The organism is Gordonia caeni (assembly GCF_039537105.1).
Classification (GTDB): Bacteria; Actinomycetota; Actinomycetes; order Mycobacteriales; family Mycobacteriaceae; genus Gordonia; species Gordonia caeni.
In genome coordinates this window covers 352,749-370,897 of record NZ_BAAAZW010000002.1, presented here as the reverse complement: position 1 = coordinate 370,897, position 18,149 = coordinate 352,749, and the positions used below count along the sequence as shown (strand labels likewise).

At 64.4% G+C, this 18,149-nt stretch carries 8 protein-coding genes; 2 read left to right on the top strand and 6 right to left on the bottom strand.

The features are described 5' to 3' along the window. Positions 1–118: 118 nt before the first annotated feature. Positions 119–751: a response regulator transcription factor gene (locus ABD732_RS04440; protein ID WP_344781278.1), complete on the bottom strand. Its 633-nt coding sequence runs from the start codon at positions 749–751 to the stop codon at positions 119–121. A 252-nt stretch (positions 752–1,003) separates the two neighbouring features. On the opposite strand from ABD732_RS04440, the gene ABD732_RS04435 reads away from it, so the two are divergent. Next, a complete protein-coding gene (locus tag ABD732_RS04435; protein ID WP_344780986.1) occupies positions 1,004–1,759 on the top strand; it encodes an acetoacetate decarboxylase family protein in 756 nt (251 codons plus the stop codon). Between the two features lie 61 nt (positions 1,760–1,820). Then, positions 1,821–2,339, top strand: a complete 519-nt coding sequence (locus ABD732_RS04430; protein WP_344780984.1) for an MTB12 C-terminal domain-containing protein — start codon at positions 1,821–1,823, stop codon at positions 2,337–2,339. 39 nt (positions 2,340–2,378) lie between these two features. On the opposite strand, the gene ABD732_RS04425 is transcribed toward ABD732_RS04430, so the two are convergent. The 5 genes from ABD732_RS04425 to ABD732_RS04405 all read right to left on the bottom strand — a co-directional run bounded on the left by ABD732_RS04425 (position 2,379) and on the right by ABD732_RS04405 (position 18,149). Beyond that, entirely contained in the window at positions 2,379–3,470 is a 1,092-nt protein-coding gene (locus ABD732_RS04425) for a hypothetical protein (RefSeq protein ID WP_344780982.1), read from the bottom strand. Then, entirely contained in the window at positions 3,467–4,624 is a 1,158-nt protein-coding gene (locus ABD732_RS04420) for an ATP-binding protein (protein ID WP_344780980.1), read from the bottom strand. The genes ABD732_RS04425 and ABD732_RS04420 overlap by 4 nt, the downstream gene beginning before the upstream one ends. A 149-nt stretch (positions 4,625–4,773) precedes the next feature. Beyond that, entirely contained in the window at positions 4,774–5,079 is a 306-nt protein-coding gene (locus ABD732_RS04415) for a hypothetical protein (protein WP_344780978.1), read from the bottom strand. 303 nt (positions 5,080–5,382) lie between these two features. After that, positions 5,383–5,619, bottom strand: a complete 237-nt coding sequence (locus tag ABD732_RS04410; RefSeq protein ID WP_344780976.1) for an MbtH family protein — start codon at positions 5,617–5,619, stop codon at positions 5,383–5,385. After that, positions 5,619–18,149 (bottom strand): non-ribosomal peptide synthetase, encoded by a 12,531-nt coding sequence (locus ABD732_RS04405; protein ID WP_344780974.1) that lies wholly within the window; start codon positions 18,147–18,149, stop codon positions 5,619–5,621. Before ABD732_RS04405 ends, ABD732_RS04410 begins: the two co-directional genes overlap by 1 nt.

Here is an 18,149-nt window from a genome sequence, read left to right as displayed (position 1 = left end):
CCTTCAAGCCACGGCGCGTCGGTCCCGTTCAGACGAATCAAGCCATAGCGCCTGTTGCCCGGAATGTCCCGGGAACGGCGCCGAATTCCTCATTTCGGAGTAATTCCGTCTCCGAACGCTATTCCGGGCGTGGCCGCTCCGGCATCGGCAGCCAGCCGTCCTCCACGGCCCGCTTGAACAGATCCAGTTTCGTCCGGGTCGGCCGTCCCGCATCGGCGTACTTCTGCCGGATCCGCTTGAGGTACTCGTTCACCGTGTCCGGCGATACCCCGAGCTCGTGCCCGACGCTGATCGATGTCCCGCCGGAGGCGTACAGGGCCAGCACGCGCTGCAACTGCGGACTCAGTTCCACCGCGTCCAGATTGGGGTCGCCGTCGATGGCCGCGGCCCATTCGGTGGTGAGCGACTCCTGGCCGAGACCGCCGGCGCGGACCGCACCCACGATCTCCTCCTCGTCGGCCGACTTGAGCACCACCCCGAGAGTGCCCGCGCGTGCGGCCGAACGCAGCAGGTCAGGGTGCTCACCAGAGGTGTAGACCACGGTCCCGATACCGCGCTCGGCCAGCCGCGCCACGTTCTCGCGAGGCGTGGTGCCGTCCCCCAGACGCAGGTCCAGGATCACCACATCCAGATCGGTGGTCTGCTCCAGCAGCTCGGTCACGGTGGTCCCCGAGGCGACCAGACTCAAATCGTCCTGGCGCTCCAGGATGCGTTCGATCCCCCACACCGGAGCCCGATGGTCGTCGACCATGCCGACCCGGATGATTCTCCCCGGCTCCCCCGTCGCCCCGTCATCTTGCACAGTCACACCCCTCACGCTCCTGCCGCGAAACGCGCGTCGTCGCCATTTCTCGCAACTTCGCTGCATTCATTGGACATCTTAGTGCTCACCACCGACAGCAACCCGGTTCCGCGGTTCGGACGGGGCCTTCGTCCCGGGAACATCCCATGATCGGCACCGAAAAAGCCCCCACTGCGGCCGTGGACCCTAGGGTGAGGAACCGTGGACTCCTATCTGATCGCCGGGCAGACCGTCGAGCTTCCCGTACGCATCCGATCCGCACGCTGCTTCGTCGCCGGTTTCACCGCCGACGCCGGGGCCGTGCGCGACGCCATCGCCGAACGCGGCGACGTCCGGCTCGAACCGTTGCGGATCCGCGCCGAGCGCGCCGTGTGCATGCTGGTGTTCGTCGAGTACCTCGACGGGGACCTGGGCCCCTACCACGAGTTCGGGGTCTGCTTCCTGCTCGACGACCCCGCCGCCCCCACCTCGTCCCGGACGGCGGCCCTGCGCGCCCTGGCCCGCGGCGACGCCCACGCGCTGATCCACGAGCTGCCCGTGGACGGCGAGTTCACGCTGGCCGCCGGCCGCGGCATCTGGGGCTTTCCCAAGATCATGGCCGAGTTCGACGTCGACCACGACAGCGCGACCAAACACGGTGCGGTATCGGTCGACGGCCGACTGATCGCCGACCTGACGGTGAGGCCCGGGATCCCGATGCCCTCGAGCGCCTCGACCGCGGTTCTGCAGTCGTACTCGCAGCTCGACGGCCGCACGCGCCGCACGCCGTGGCGTCTGGAGTCGACCAGCGGCACCCGCACCCGGCTCGGCGGTGCGACGCTGCGCCTGGGCACGCACCCCATCGCCGATCAGCTGCGCGCGCTCAGACTCTCCCGCCACGCACTCACCAGCAGTTCGGTCGCCGACCTGGCGATGACCTTCGACCCGTCGATCGTGCTGGATCCGGACTCGGCATAGTCCACCCCGGGCCTCCGATGTAGGTTAGGTTCACCTGACCGTCCAAAGGAGGACCCAGATCATGCAGAAGACCTTGCGCAAGCCCGTTCTGGCCGTCGCGGCATTCGCCGCGGGCGCCGCCATCGCTCTCACCGGCTGCTCGAGCGACTCGGACGACTCGACCGCGAGCTCGGTCGCCAGCGCCGCCGCGTCGGCCACCGACCAGGCCAAGGCCACCGTCGACGGACTCAGCAACGACAAGGCCCAGGAGATCCTGCGCACGGCCGTCAACCCGGACACCCCGGCCGACAAGATCCCCGACGTCGTCGACACCAGCAACCCGGCCACCCAGGCAGCCATCATCGGCTACGCCAAGGGCTCCTCGGCCGGCGGCTACACCCCGGACGTCTACAGCGTGAAGTCGGTCGCGGCCGGTGACGAGGTGGACGGCAACGACACCGCCACGGTGACCGTCGCAGTCGCGTCCCCGCACACCCCGGAGCCGGTCGACATCACCCTGACCTACGTCGAGATCGACGGCGACTGGAAGCTCAGCGGTGACGCCGTGACCCAGCTCGCCGGCATGTCCGGCGGTCGCTGACCCGCCCGGTAGTCCCGTCGCACGCCGCGCCGATCCGCCTCAGGTGGTCGGCGCGGCGTCGTCGTACCAGCGCGGGCCGGTCGGTCCCGGCCGATAGACTCGGCGTCGGCGGACGTCATCGCCCACGGCGTTGATCACGGCGATGTGGTCGCGGCCGGGCGGCAGGATCCGCGCCGTCACCGCGCCGGCCGGAATCGCGGTCAGCACCCGGATCAGTTCCCCGCGCAGGCGCTCGGCGTCGATCGCGGTGAGCTGATCGAGGTCGACGCCGCCGTCGTCGAACAGCTGGACCGCGACCCCGCGCGAGCGCGCCGCCGCGGCCGCCAGCCGGACCCCCTCGCTGTCCCAGCCGCGGCCGCGGACCTCGTCACGCAGAGTGCTCTCCAGCAGCCGGGCGCGCATGGCCTCGTCCTCGCTGAACTCCTGTCCGGCGGCGATCCGTTCCAGGATCGGCCGCACCTCCCCGGCGAAGGCGTCCAGTCGCTCGTTCCGTTCGTCGGCGGTGGCTCGGGAGGCAGCGGCGAATCGGACCGCCGCCAGCTCCCGGTCGCGGAGCGCACCCATCAGCTGCAGCATCGGCCGCACCATCAGCGCGATGATGGTGGCCGGCAGCACGGTACTCAGCACCCGGTTGCTCATCATCATCATGAGGCCGATGTTCTCGCCGTGGGCCAATGCCCACGCTGCGGCCACCCCCATGGTGCCGAGCACCATGAGCCAGGCCAGACCCGCGCGGCCGCGCAGTGCGAACACCCCGGCCACCACCGCGGTCATCGCCGGCGGTGCGGTCACCTGAACCCACCACTGCGAGCCTGCCGGCGCCAGCCACCACGCGATTCCCAGGGCCGCAAGCGAGGCTCCCCCGATCACCACGGCTGCCCACCGCGGCAGCGGGTCGGCGGGGATCGCCACGACCGTGTGAATGCAGGCCAGCGCCAGCACGAACGCCAGCGCCTGACCGGCCCAGGCGATCCCCGTCATGGGGCCGGACGTGCCGATCACGGTGACCACGTACGCCACGGCCAGCACGGCGATGGAGAACCCGACCAGGGGTGACCGCAGTCCGAGCAGTGTCGGCAGATCGGGCACCTCGGACGGGTCGCCGGGGTGGTCCGGCTCGCGGACGGTCACGACCGCCGCCATTCCAGGGACACCATCGCGCCGCCGCCCGGCTCGCTCTCGACCTGTGCGGCACCGCCCGGCAAGCGCGCCATGCGGCCGCGGATGCCCATCGCGACGCCCATCCGGTCCGGCGGGATCCGGCCGGGATCGAAGCCGTCGCCATCGTCGACCACCCGCACGCGGATGCCCTCCGCGGACAGTCGTCCGACGACCGCCTGCGAGGCGAGAGCCCCCGCATGCTCGAGGCTGTTGCGCACCGCTTCCCCGGTGGCGTCGACCAGTGCGTCGATCACTTCCATCGGATAGTCGTAGTCAGCGTCGAGGTCATCGACGTCCACCGCCACGGCGATCTCGTCGCTGAGCGCGACGATCGATTCGCGCAGCCGCAATTGCGCCTGCCACGGCTCGATCACCGACGGTCGCGCAGCTGCGCTGTCGTCCAGCGCGGCCAGGGCGACGGCGGCCTGGTCCCGCTGCACCTGGGCGGGCTCCCCGACCCGCACGGTGCGCAGGACCGTGATCACCTCGTCGCGCACGACGGCGTCGAGGCGGTCCCGTTCCTGTCCGCGAGCGGTCCGGGCCGCAGCGGCCGCGGCGGTCGCGAGGACGCGCTCGCGGTCGGCGTCGACCCGCCGGGCGGTGATCATCCCCGCGCGCATCACGGCGAGGAAGACGCCGATCAGACCACCGCTGATGGTCATGCGGAAGACCTCGGCGAGGATCAAGTGACCGGAATGGGCGTAGCTGTAGACGAAGACGAGCAGGGTCAGCGTGCCCGCCGTGTACGCCAGAGACGCGAGATACCCGACTGTGGCGGCGATTCCGACGGCCACGAGTGCCGTCCCGCCCGTGACCCAGACCGGTGCGATGTCATCGGGCGCGGCGGGCGCTCCGGTCCACGCTGGAAACCACAGCACGAGCACCGCCATCTGCACCGCAGCGGCCGCGAGACCGGCGGTAGGAAGGTATCGACGGAACCGTGCGGTGGCGGTGGCGAGCAAGGCGGCGCCCGACACCGTGAACAAGGCGATGCACACCGGAGTCCACCACGGGCGGGTCATCTCGGTATTGCGCAGGAGCGGACTCAACTGCATCACCGGCATGATCAGCAGCAGAATGCCGATACACACCGCGGCCGCGCGCTGAATCCGCCAGGTGTTCACGGGGTCACGCCCCGTCTCTCACGACGGGCGTCTGCGGCGTTCATCGTCGGGGAGTTTACCCAGGGATGCCGGAACTTCCTCCGCAGGTCGCCAAAGCCAACACCGGTGATGTTGCTCGTCGAGACGGCCCGGTGAGGGCCACATCGATGTCAGACGGCGGAACTGAGCGGACCAGAGGAATCATCGAGACCGCGGCTCAGCCAGATGATCGACTGTGAGATCCACGCGGCCTGATCGGCGGGCTCAAGCGCACGCACCGAGTCCGGCAGGAAGCTGACGAGGGCCGCGGATAGCGCCGCGTTCGCGGACAAACCTTGCCGGGAAGTGACCGGGTCGTAGTCTCCGACTCGCTCTCGAAGGTCGCCGTAGGTGATGACCTGGCCGTCGAAGCGCACTGCTGCCAGCCAAGGCATGGCTTCGGCGCGTTGCTCGATGTGTGCAAGTAGTGCGTTCATGGTCGTTCACCCGTCGATCGTCTGGGCCGGACCTCACCCGTCTGCCTTCTCTTGAAGGCCCAGCAGCGAGTGTGCCAGAAGCCCGGCGTCATACGAATAGCTGACTTTCAGTGTGTTGAAGATCACCATCCGGTTATGACCTGTTTCCACATCTAGTGTGGCAGGTGATGTTATTGAGACCGAAGGGACGTGCGGGATCGGCGCCGATTCGTGATCCCCCTGTGACTGGGGATCATCCTCTTCAACCGAAGCACGCTGTCGCCGCCGCCCAAATATTCGAGCAGCGGCGACGCGTGCCACCTTTCAGCCGTTCGCGTTCCGCTCGGCTGCATCGCGTTCCATAGCCTCGATAAGGCTCTTGGGACGCAGATCCGTCCAGTTCTCCTCCACGTACGCCAGACACGCCTCACGGCTGTCTTCGCCGAAGACCTTGGTCCAGCCGGCCGGAATGTCGGCGAAGGTCGGCCACAGCGAGTGCTGGTTCTCGTCGTTCACCAGGACGAAGAAGCGACCGTTCTCGTCGTCGAAGGGGTTGGTCATCAGTTGCGTTCCTCTCTCTTGTTGTCAGATTCTCTCACGCCTTGATCGTCGAGTAAGGCGAGCCTTCTTTCGATCGCCCGGCCGATCACATCAAGTGATTCTTGACTTGCCATACCGAGGTGGTGGGTATCGACATCCACGTTGTGGATCGTGCCGTCGACGTACGGTCTCCAGCTCTCAGCGATGATGGCGGGATCGTCCTTGTCGGCTGTGGCGGTGAAGACATGGAGATCACCAGAGAACTCTTGCGGTTCGAAGGACTCGGCGATCACCCGTGCCGACTCGAAGCTCTCCATGATCCGTTGGACCTGCTCTTCGGCGAACAGGTCCATGTCGGCTATTTGTTGCCGGATGATAGCGACCACTTCGTCCGCATCGCCTGCGGTGATGTACGAGTCGATGTCGAATAGTTCTCGCCACTGGCCGAGGACATCGAGAGCTTCGTCCGAAACAGGCTCGCCCTCGGAGTCCTCGGATGGAGCGAGCCCCGGAACCCCTGTGTCCAGGAGACCGAGGTAGACGACCGACTCACCCTCATCCTGCAGAAGCGTGGCCATCGCCTGCGCGACGTAGCCGCCGAGCGACCAACCGAGCAAATGGTAAGGACCAGACGGCTGGACCCTCCGGATCTCCTCGATGTACCTAGCGGCGAGTTCGCGGGCGTCGAACACAGACTCTTCACCCGTCGCCACATGCGGATCCTGCAAACCGTAGATCGGACGATCCGCCAGATATGGCGCCAGACCACCGTAGAACCAGGCCAGTCCGCCGGCCGGATGCACTGCGAAGAGCGGTGCTCTCGCCCCTTCGGCCCGCAGCGGTAGCAGCACGCCTCCCGTCGACTGATCGTTGCCGGCGATCCTGTTCGCCAGCCCTCTCGCCGTCGGATCGCTGAACAACCACGGGAGTTCGATTTCGTGGCCCGACTCAGCGAGTCGCGCCCGAACGCGAACTACCGCCAGAGAGCTCCCACCCAACTCAAAGAACGAGTCGTTCACGCCGACCCCGTCCACACCAAGCACATCGGAGAACACCGCCACCACCGTGCTCTCAACCTCACCCACCGGAGCCACATACTCCCGTGCCCGGTCACCGAACACCGGCTCCGGCAAAGCCCGCCGATCAACCTTCCCGGCACTGTTCAACGGCATCTCATCAACCGGCATCCACACCGAGGGCACCATGTACCCCGGCAACACAGCAGCCGCAGCCCGACCCAACACCTCAAGATCAACCGTCAACGGCGCAACATAACCAACCAAACTCTCATCACCATCAGCCCCGGCCACCACAGCCGCCGCATGCACCACACCCGGCACCGAAACCAGCACCGCCTCGATCTCACCAAGCTCAATCCGCTGCCCCCGCAACTTCACCTGGAAATCCGAACGCCCCAAATACTCCAACTCACCAGCTGAATTCCACCGCACCAGATCACCCGTGCGATACATCCGAGCACCCGACCCACCGAAGGGATCAGCAACAAACCGCTCAGCAGTCAACCCAGAACGAGAGACATACCCCCGAGCAGACTGCACACCACCCAAATACAACTCACCAGCAACCCCCACCGGAACCGGACGCAAACGCCCATCCAGCACCAACGCAGACGTATTAGGCATCGGCACACCGATAGGCACCACCGCAGAATCACCGCGCAACACCGCAGACTCGGTATACACAGCACACTCCGTCGGACCGAACAGATTCACCACCGACAAACCCGGCACCCGCTCAACCAACCTCCGATACACCGCCGGAGACAACGCCTCACCACCACAGAACACCCGCTCCACCGACGCAAACGCCTCACCACCGGGAACGGTCTCAAGGAACACCGACAGCAACGACGGCACAAACTGAACCACCGACACCCGCTCCCGCACCATCACCTGCGCCAAATACGCCGGATCACGATGCCCCTCCGGAGAAGCGATCACCATCGTCTGCCCAAACACCAACGGCCAGAACAACTCCAACACCGAAGCATCAAAGGTGTACGGCGTCTTAAACAACAACCGCTGCCCCGCCGGCAAATCAACCAGCCCATCGAACCAAGCCAGGAAATTCCCCACAGCCCCATGCGAAACCGTCACACCCTTCGGCCGCCCCGTCGAACCCGAAGTAAACAACGTGTACGCCGCACTCTCCGGACGTAGAACACCCCGACGCTCAGCCACCGCAACCGGCTCAACATCCACACCAACCTCACCCGAGGCATCCACCGGCCACAACGCCACCCGATCCTCCAAAGCCACCAACGCCTCAGACACCGGCTCACCAGCAGCCACCAACACAAGACCCACCCCAGCGGTCACAACCATGTACTCGACACGATCAACCGGCGCCCCCACATCAATCGGCACATACTGGCCACCCGCCACAAGCACCGCCTGAATACCCACAACCATCTCCACCGACCGGTCAATACACACACCCACCGGCACATCCGGCCCCACACCCACCGCAATCAACTCACGAGCAAGCACCGCCACCCGCGCACCGAACTCGGCATAAGACACACTGCGACCCTCAAACACCAACGCCACAGCATCCGGAACCAACCCCACCTGCTCATCCACAGCATCAACCAACGAAGACACCGACCGCGACCGCTCCGAACCACACCCCACGGCCAGCACCCGATCACACTCCCCAGGCAACAACCACGAACCATCCCCCACCGCCAACGACGGATCCCCAGTCAACGCCCCCAACAACGCCACAAACCGATCACCCATCAACGCCAACGACCCAGCATCAAACAAATCCGCCGCGCCGACGATGACTCCTGACCAGTCTTCGCCCGGCCCTGCAGTCGACAACGTCACGTTCAAGTCGAGCTGTGCTGGCACGTCGGTGCTCTGTATGGGCGTCACAGACAGTCCCGCGACCTCCACTCCAGCGCTGGTTGCCGAGGCTGCTGGATCGAAGGAGAAGATCACCTGCACCAACGGCGAGAACGCCTCACTCCGCACCGGATCCACGGCCTCAACGAGCGCCTCGAACGGCACATCTGCATGCGCGAAGGCGTCTAGATCCGTAGATCGAACCCGAGAGAGCAGCTCTGCGAAGGCCTGGTTCGGATCAACATGGGTCCGCAGCACCAGCGTATTCACGAACATCCCGATCAACCGATCCAGCTGTTCCTGCCCTCTGCCCGCGATCGGCGTGCCGATAACGATGTCATCGGTGTTTGAAAGTCGCGCAAGCAGCACCGCGAACGCCGCGTGCGACACCATGAACGGGGTCACGCGGTGAGCGCGTGCGAGACTCACTATCTGATCGGCCACCGAGGACGGGACACTGAATCTGACGACCTCGCCCCGGTTCGAAGCGACCAACGGACGCGGACGGTCGGCAGGCAACTCCAGCACATCCGGGACGCCTGTGAGCCTGCGCTTCCAGAACTCCAGTTGTTCACCCAGAATCGATTTCGGGTCGGAAGTCGATCCCAAGACTTCATGCTGCCAGATTGCGTAGTCGGCAAACTGAACCGCCAACGGAGCGAAGACCGGCACCGCGCCCGCAGCGCGCGCCTCGTACGCGGTCACGAGATCGGTGATCAACGGCAGACGGGATTCACCGTCAGAAGCGATGTGGTGCACGACCAATGCCACTACTGCCTCGTTGTCGTCGATACGCCACAGGCATGCGCGCAACGGCCACTGTTCGGTGACATCGAATCCCCTGGAGAGAATCGACTCCACACCCGCCTCTGAATCGACCTCCTCCCACAAGGAATCAATGCGATCGCGTACCGCGTCTGCCGGCATCACGAGCTGGTACGGAATACCGTCAATAGCGGGGAATACGGTTCGCAGAATCTCGTGCCGCACAACAACATCCGCCAGCGCTTGGAACAGAGCTCGAGCATCGAGCGCTCCCGATACCCGCAGGACTGTTGACGTGTTGTATGTCGCAGCACTCGGGTCGAATCTGTTGATGAACCACATGCGCTGCTGTGCGAACGACAGCGGGATCCTGCTCGGTCGCGGATCGACGGCTTCGACTAAAGGCGTGCCGGTCTCCCGACCTGCAAGTCCGGCTACCAATTCCCGAACACTCGGCGCGTCGAAGACGTCGCGAACAGCGGCCTCAACCCCCAGTACTTCAGACACCCGGGCGACCAGGCGCATCGCCGATAGCGAAGTGCCCCCGATGTCAAAGAACGATTCCGTAACCGATACCCGGTCGACACCGAGTAGATCGGCGAACACAGCGGCGACGATCTCCTCTGCGTCCCCGTCAGGAGCTACGTACTCGGAATCCAGCACACTGAAATCCGGGCTCGGCAGTTCCTTGCGATCGATCTTCCCAGACGACGTGAACGAGAACTTCGCCACTGGAATCCACACCGTCGGCTGCATGTAAACGGGCAGGGCTGCTCTCGCCACGTCGCGCACCGAATCGATATCAACTGTCTCCGGCGTAATGTATGCGACCAGGTGCTCTCCACCCGCGGGAGCAGTTGCCACGTCGGCCGAGGCAAGCAACACACCAGGAGCGGAAGCCAGTACGGCCTCGACCTCGCCTAGTTCCAGACGCTGGCCCCGCAGCTTCACCTGAAAGTCGGTCCTCCCGAGATACTCCAGACGGCCGTCAGGCGTCCAACGAGCCAGGTCACCGGTTCGGTACAAACGTCTCCCGGGTTCGCCGAATGGGTCCGCGATAAAGGTGCTCGCAGTCTCCCCTGGGCGCGCTGCATATCCACGAGACAACTGGCATCCGCCGAGGTACATCTCGCCCACGACGCCGACCGGTACGGGATGCAATCGTTCGTCCAAGACATACGTCGCGGAGTTCCAGACCGGTCTTCCGATCGTTATCAGAGCCGTCGGATCGTCGACCTGTTCGTAGGTGATATCGACGACGGCTTCCGTTGGACCGTATTGATTGATCACTTGCGCGTCGGGGAGCTGAGAACGCAAGCGGTCTGCAAGGGCAGGCGTCAGTGCCTCACCCCCGGAGAAGATGCGGCGGAGAGAGGCGAGGTCACTGGTATCCGTAGCAACTGTCGCGTCGACGAAAGCTGCCAGCACAGACGGCACGAACTTCACCGTGGTAACCGCGTGCTCTGCGATCAGACGGGCGAGGTAGCGCGGGTCGCGGTGCCCGTCGGCAGCCGCGATCACGACCGGCGCCCCGACGAAGACCGGACCGAAGAACTCCCAGACGGAGGCATCGAATGTGAATGGGGCTTTGAGCAGGAAGCGGTGGTCACCGCCGCCATTCGACTCGGTGAACCAATTCAGCATGTTGACGAGCGCCTCGTGCGTGACAACAACGCCTTTGGGGCGGCCCGTCGAGCCCGACGTGAAGATGGTGTAAGCGGCGTTACCGGGATGCACCCCGACAGTCCGTTCAACCGTGACCGCGCCTACCGGCTCCTCTGAATCGATGGTGAGAGTTTCCACTCCGGCGGCCACGATCGTCCGGCGCGGAACTGCTGACGTCACCAGAAGAAGGCTGATCTCGGCAGTCTCCACGATCTCCCGAACGCGTTGCTCCGGATAGTCGGGGGCGATCGGAACGTACTGCCCACCGGCCGCGACGATGGCATGTACGGCAAGATATTGCTCCACGGAACGATCCATGCACACTCCGACCGCACAGTCGGTACGCACGCCCGCGGTGATGAGCGTCTGGGCTAGCGCAGTCACCCGGACGGCAAAATCGCGGTAGCTCCAGATTGCGTTCTCCGCGATTACCGCTGTGGCGTCCGGTGTCCGGAGTGCCGCCTGCGCCACTAAATCGACAGCGGTCAGCGGGGCGTTCACACGTACCGACGGACCGTGCGTCCATGCACTTCGCCCCGGAGCACCATTACCGACAAGGTCCGCTTCACCGGCAAGCAAAAGGTTCGAATCACCAACGGCTTGCCCAGGATTCGCAGTCAACTCGTCTAGTAGTCCAACGAACCGCTGAGCGAACTCGTCGATGGTCGAGTGGTCGAACAAGTCCACCGCGAAGACGATCGACCCCTGCCAGTCTCCATCATCCGCCACGACCTCGATGCTGAGGTCGCGTCGTGCCGGAACTTCTTCGATCGGCTCCAGCGTCACATCGATGCCGGCGATCGTCCGCGTGTCGACCTCATCTGACGCTCGCCGATAGGTCAAGGACACTTGCGCCAAGGGCGCGAATGCCTCACTGCGTACCGGATCAACAGCCTCCACGACTGCCTCGAACGGCACCTCCGCGTTGGCGAACGCTTCCGAATCGATACGGTGCGCCTGATCGACGGTCTGGATGAAGGAGTCTGCACCGTCGACCGCCATCCGCAGCACAACAGTGTTCACGAACATCCCGACCAGCGAGTCCAGCTCCGCCTGTCCACGCCCAGCAATCAGAGTCGAAATCGCCACGTCCGGTGACGTCGAGAGCCGAGACAGCAGAACGCTGAGAGCTGCGTGCATGACCATGAACGGAGTGGAGTTGCGGTCCACGGCCAAGTCTTCGACTCGGCTGGTCACTTCCCCCGGAATCGCAAACTCGACCGTCGCCCCGCGTCCCGAAGCGACCGCCGGTCGCGGCCGATCGGATGGCAACTCGAGCACATCCGGGAGCCCGGTCAGATTCTGCTGCCAGTAGACCAATTGCCTACCGACGATCGACTCCGGATCGTCATTGCGTCCCAGGTTCCGCTGCTGCCACAGAGCGAAGTCAGCGAACTGCACCTGGAGTGGCTCGAATTCGGGAGCCCGCTCCTGTCGCCGAGCCGCATAGGCCGTAACCAGGTCCGTCACCAAGGGCCGGATGGACTCGCCGTCGGCCGCGATATGGTGCAGCACCACGGCTAACACGTGCTCAGAGTTCGAAATCCGCCTCAGCGCGACCCTCATCGGCCACTGGGCGGTCACGTCGAAACCGGTCGTCACCGCAGCAACGATCACCGCGTCGTCGTCTGTCACAGTCCAGTCGACTGTCTCTCCAGCGACTTCTGCGGAGTGCAGTACCTGGTGAGGCACGCCATCGATGGCGGTGAACGTCGTGCGCAAGATCTCGTGCCGCGCGACCAGGTCACGGACGGCTTCATGCAGCGCGTCGACATCCAGCTCCCCGACCAGTCGCAATACAGCGGGAATGTTGTATGTCGCATCCTGCGGCGCGAACCGGTTGATGAACCACATGCGTTGTTGTGCGAATGACAGCGGTACCCGGTCCGGCCGTGGACTCACCACCGTCACCGGCGGCAACGAAGCCGAACGACCAGCAACCGCCGCGACCAGCCCACGCACCGACGGCGCATCAAACACATCACGCACCGACACCTGCACGCCCAGGGCCTCCGACACCCGCGCCACCAACCGCATCGCCGCCAGCGAATTACCCCCCAGCTCGAAGAACGAACTCGTCACCGAGACCGCCTCACAGCCAAGAAGATCGGCCACCACCGCCGCCACAACTTCTTCAGCCTCACCATCTGGAGCGACATACTCATCACCCCCCGACTCGAAATCGGGCTCAGGCAACGCACGCCGGTCCAACTTGCCCGACGCACTCAGAACCACATCCTCCAAACGAACCCACACCGACGGACGCATGTACTCCGGCAACCGCGCCGCCACATACTCACCCACCACATCGAGCTCAACCGACGCCGGCGACACATAACCGACCAAATACTGTCCACCAGCCCCAGACTCGACCACCGTGGCCGCCGCATGCACCACCCCAGGCGAAGCCGCGATCACCGCCTCAATCTCCCCCAACTCCACCCGCTGCCCCCGCAACTTCACCTGAAAATCATTGCGCCCCAAATACTCCAACTCACCCGCAGCATTCCAACGAACAAGATCACCAGTCCGGTACAACCGAGCACCAGCCGACCCGAAAGGATCAGCAACAAACCGCTCCGCCGTCAACGCAGACTGCCCCGCATACCCACGAGCAACCTGCACACCAGCCAGATACAACTCCCCCGGCACCCCCACCGGAACCATCCCCAACCGCGAATCCAACACATACGCCCCCGTATTGGCCACCGGTCGACCAATCGTCACCGTCTCAACACCCGGCAACACCCTCGACGCAGTGACATCAACCGCAGCCTCAGTCGGACCGTACAAATTCACCAACGCCACCGAAGGCAAGTAACCCAACACACGACCAGCAACCGCCGGAGCCAAAGCCTCACCCGAAGTGAACACCACCTCCAGCGACGACAACTCCCCAACCCGATCCCCCAACACATCAACGAACACCGACAACATCGACGGCACGAAATGCACCACCGACACCCCACGCTCATCAATCAACCCAGCCAAATACTCCGGATCACGATGACCATCAGGAGCAGCAATAACCAACCGCGCCCCAACCACCAACGGCAAGAACAACTCCCACACCGACACATCAAACGTGTACGGCGTCTTCAAGAAGAACCGCTCACCACCAGCCAAGCCATAATCGGCAGCCATCCACCACAACCGATTCGCCACCGCCACATGCGAAACCGTCACCCCCTTAGGCACACCCGTCGACCCCGAAGTGAACAACGTGTACAACCCATGATCAGCCCGCAACGGCGACACCCGATCAACATCGGTAACCGGCACCACCGACCAATCCACCCCACCACCAGCATCAACCTCAACCACCCGCACACCAGCCAAATCAGCCACCGGCACCGAAACACCACCGGCCGCCACCAACACCACACCCGCATCAGCAGCCGACAACATCACCGCAGCACGCTGAACCGGCGACTGCACATCCACCGGCACATACCGCCCCCCAGCAGCCACCACCGCATGCACCGCCACCACCAACTCAACACTGCGATCCATCCACACACCCACCGCCGAATCCGGCCCCACACCCACAGCGATCAACTCCCGCGCCAACGCCGCAACCCGCACACCGAACTCCGCGTACGACACCTCCCGATCACCAAAAACCAACGCCACCGCATCAGGCACCGCAGCCACACCAGCAGCCACCAAATCAGCCACCGACCCCCCCGGCACCGACACCACCGGACCCCGCGAAAACTCCCCCAACACAGACAATTCCACCGAACCAGCAACACCAACATCACCGATGGTGATATCGGGATCTGCGCTCACCTGCGCCAACAGGTCGACGAAACGTTCAGCGAAGCGGTGGGCAGATGCCGCATCAAACAAGTCAGTCGCGTACAGCACCGCACCAGTCCAGCCTCCGTCGGCTGCGCCGGTGCTGAGACGGAAGGTCAAGTCCACCTGCGCCGGAACAAACGGCGGTTCGCATCTGGCGACTTGCAGCCCCGCCACTGACGCATCGACCCTGGTTGCCTCGGCAGCAGGATCAAACGAGAGCATCACCTGCGCCAGTGGCGCAAAGGATTCGCTACGCACCGGGTCCAGCGCATCCACGACGCTCTCAAACGGGACGTCTGCATTCGCGAACCCATCCAGGTCCGCTGATCCCACTCGCTGCACGAGGTCGGTGAACGACTCTCCCGGGTCAATTACAGTTCGCAGCACGAGGGTGTTCACGAACATGCCGACTAGGTGCTCCAGAGCGACCTGACCGCGCCCGGCGACCGGTACGGCGATTGCGATGTCGTCTGAGGCGGACAGCCTCGCCAACAGCGCGGCGAGCGACGCATGCACGACCATGAACGGTGTTACGTCCAATTGGCGTGCGATCGCTTCGATTCGAGCAACGACCTCAGCAGGCACGGTGAAGTCGCGCTCTGCGCCTGTGTGCGATGCGACTGCCGGGCGTGGCCGATCGGCAGGCAGTTCCAGCACCTCCGGCAGATCGGCGAGCGTCTCCCGCCAGTACTTGAGTTGCCGCCCGAGCACGGAGTCCGAAGCGTCTGCCGAACCAAGCACCGCGTGCTGCCAGAGCGCGAAATCGGCGAACTGCACCGGGAGCGGCGTGAACCTCGGACTGTGACCGTCGCGGCGCGCGGCATACGCCTGGAGCACGTCGCTGACTAAAGGAAAGAGCGACTCTCCGTCCGCTGCGATGTGGTGAACCACCACCGCGAGGATCAGTTCATCGGGGCCGACTGTTCGAATGACGACTCGCAGCGGCCACTCTTCGGCGACGTCGAAACCCTCCGCTATCGCACTCCGCATCTCCTCGTCGGAGTCGACTACGCGCCACGGCAGGTTGGAGTCGATCGACTCGACCGGCCACACCAGCTGATGCGGGACGCCGTCTACCGATGGAAATGTCGTGCGCAAGACATCCTGGCGCTCAACGGCATCGGCCATCGCTGCGCGCAACGCAGCTACGTCGACTTCCCCGGATAACCTCAGGACTACCGGAATGTTGTAAGTCGGCAACGACTTGTCGAAGCGGTTGATGAACCACATCCGCTGCTGAGCGAACGACAACGGCACGTGATCCGGGCGGGGATCGACCGAAGTCACTGGCGGCAAAGACGGCGCAGCGTCTGCTGCGCGGGCCGCGAATTGCCGAATAGTAGGCGCTTCGAAGAGATCCCGAAGGTTCAACTCGACGTCGAGTTCCATACTGACCCGGCCGACTATGCGTGCTGCGAGTAGCGACGTACCGCCGATGTCATGAAACGATTCGACGACGCTGACGCGCTCGATACCGAGAACCTCAGAGAAGATTGCCGCCAGGCGCACCTCGATCGCGCTTGCGGGCGGCACATAGTCCACCTGAGACTCGAACACAGGGTCGGGTAGGGCTCGGCGATCGAGCTTTCCATTTACGTTCAGCGGAAGCCCGTCGAGCACCATGACAGCTTCCGGCACCATGTAGTCGGGCAATCTTGCCACGGCCTCTCGACGGATGGCTCCGCCCGAACGGGCTTCCCCTTCGAGGCTGGCGCCGACCACGTAGCCGACCAACTGATCGCCGATACCTGGACGCTTCTTGACTGCTGCCGCAGCCATTTCGACGCCCGGAGTCGCCAGTAGCGCCGCCTCGACCTCTCCGAGCTCGATTCGGTAACCGCGCAACTTCACCTGGTCGTCGGCGCGCCCGAGGTACTCCAAGACGCCGTCACGGAAGCGGGCGACATCACCGGACAAGTACATCCGGTCACCTGGCGAGCCGAACGGATCAGCGACGAAGCGAGTTGAATTCAGCCCGAATCGACCCGCATAACCCAGTGCGAGCTGATCGCCGGCGATATAGAGGTCCCCGGGTACGCCGTCGGGAACCTTGGAGAGTCTCGAGTCCAGCACATACACCCGGGACCCGGACAAGGCGGCACCGATGTCGCCCGTCCTCTTTGCGGCCAACTCCGGCGTCAGTCGGCAACGGGTCATGTACACGGTGGCTTCAGTCGGCCCGTACATGTTGTTCAGCTCAGGGCCCGGGCCGTTTCCTTCGATCTGCCTCTCCGCGTACCAGCGACGAACCTGCTCGAAGTCGAGAGCTTCGCCCACGAGAATCACCGACCGCAAAGACTGCGGCAGCGGGCGCCTCCTCGCTCCGTGAACGGCCGACGCGAACTGGTAGAACGCTGAAGGCGTCATATTGACGATTGAGACATTCTCGTGATCGAGAACCTCGACGAATGCTGCCGGGTCACGGGTGGTGTCGGTGTCTAGAATCACCAACTTTCCGCCAGTCGCCAGCGGTGTCCAGATCTCACCAACGGACAGGTCGAAAGCATATGAATGACTCATCGACCAAACGTCACTGTGGCGGAAACCGTATTCGAGCCCAATCGAAGACAGCAGCGACACAAGGGCGCCATGTGGGACGGCGACGCCCTTGGGCGTGCCGGTCGAGCCCGACGTGTAGATCACATACGCGCACTGTGAGGGAGAGATCCTGACTGGAAGCCGCACACTCGCCTCGCCGGCCACTCCAGCGATACTGTCAGCGAGGGTGGCGATCCTGAACTCGAACTCGGCGCGGTCCGCGACGTCGGCCCATTCTTCAGCTGATGCCTCACTATCGGTCAACACCATCAGCGGGCGGGCATCTTCGACGATCGCCGATAGTCGCGCACGAGGATGGGACCGGTCAAGCGGGAGGTATGCAGCGCCGGTCTTCATTACCCCGAGGAGGGCCACGATGAGCTCGACTCGGCGCGCCATCGAGATCCCGATACGCGTTTGGGAGCCGGCACCACCTGCGATGAGGGCGGTCGCCAGAACATCCGATCGCTCATCGAGCTCTCGGTAACTCAGAGTGGTCCCCGCCTGGTCTGTCACCGCGGGTCGATCCGGGAATCGCGCCGCAATCGAGCGGAAGACGCCCGGGAGCGAGCTCAGGTCGTCAGACCCCACGATCGCCAGCCCTGCTCGCCGTACCTCTGCGATGGCACGGGAGGTCGCCTCTCCCGCATCGGCGCCTGCTACACCCCCCTGGACGAGCAGCGGGGTGATAGCGGCCCCGACCGCTGCCTCCGAACCCAACCCCTGAGCCTCGAATACGGCCATGAGCGGAGCAGCCTGCGCATGGAGTCGTTCGAATGAGACGCCACCGCCCGGGCCAGTGAATGCCAGGGAGTCCGGAGCGACAGTTGCAGCGAATGCGAGGATGTCGGCGGTCGCCGGTTCCGGACCGAGCAACCGGGCGAAGGCGTAGTTCAACTCTGCTCCCAT

What these genes read in the sequence shown, in the direction of transcription:
- ABD732_RS04440 (WP_344781278.1), bottom strand. Translation starts at nt 751, where the DNA reads ATGGTCGACGACCATCGGGCTCCGGTGTGGGGGATCGAACGCATCCTG.
- ABD732_RS04430 (WP_344780984.1), top strand. Translation starts at nt 1,821, where the DNA reads ATGCAGAAGACCTTGCGCAAGCCCGTTCTGGCCGTCGCGGCATTCGCC.
- ABD732_RS04415 (WP_344780978.1), bottom strand. Translation starts at nt 5,079, where the DNA reads ATGAACGCACTACTTGCACACATCGAGCAACGCGCCGAAGCCATGCCT.
- ABD732_RS04410 (WP_344780976.1), bottom strand. Translation starts at nt 5,619, where the DNA reads ATGACCAACCCCTTCGACGACGAGAACGGTCGCTTCTTCGTCCTGGTG.
- ABD732_RS04405 (WP_344780974.1), bottom strand. Translation starts at nt 18,149, where the DNA reads ATGGGAGCAGAGTTGAACTACGCCTTCGCCCGGTTGCTCGGTCCGGAA.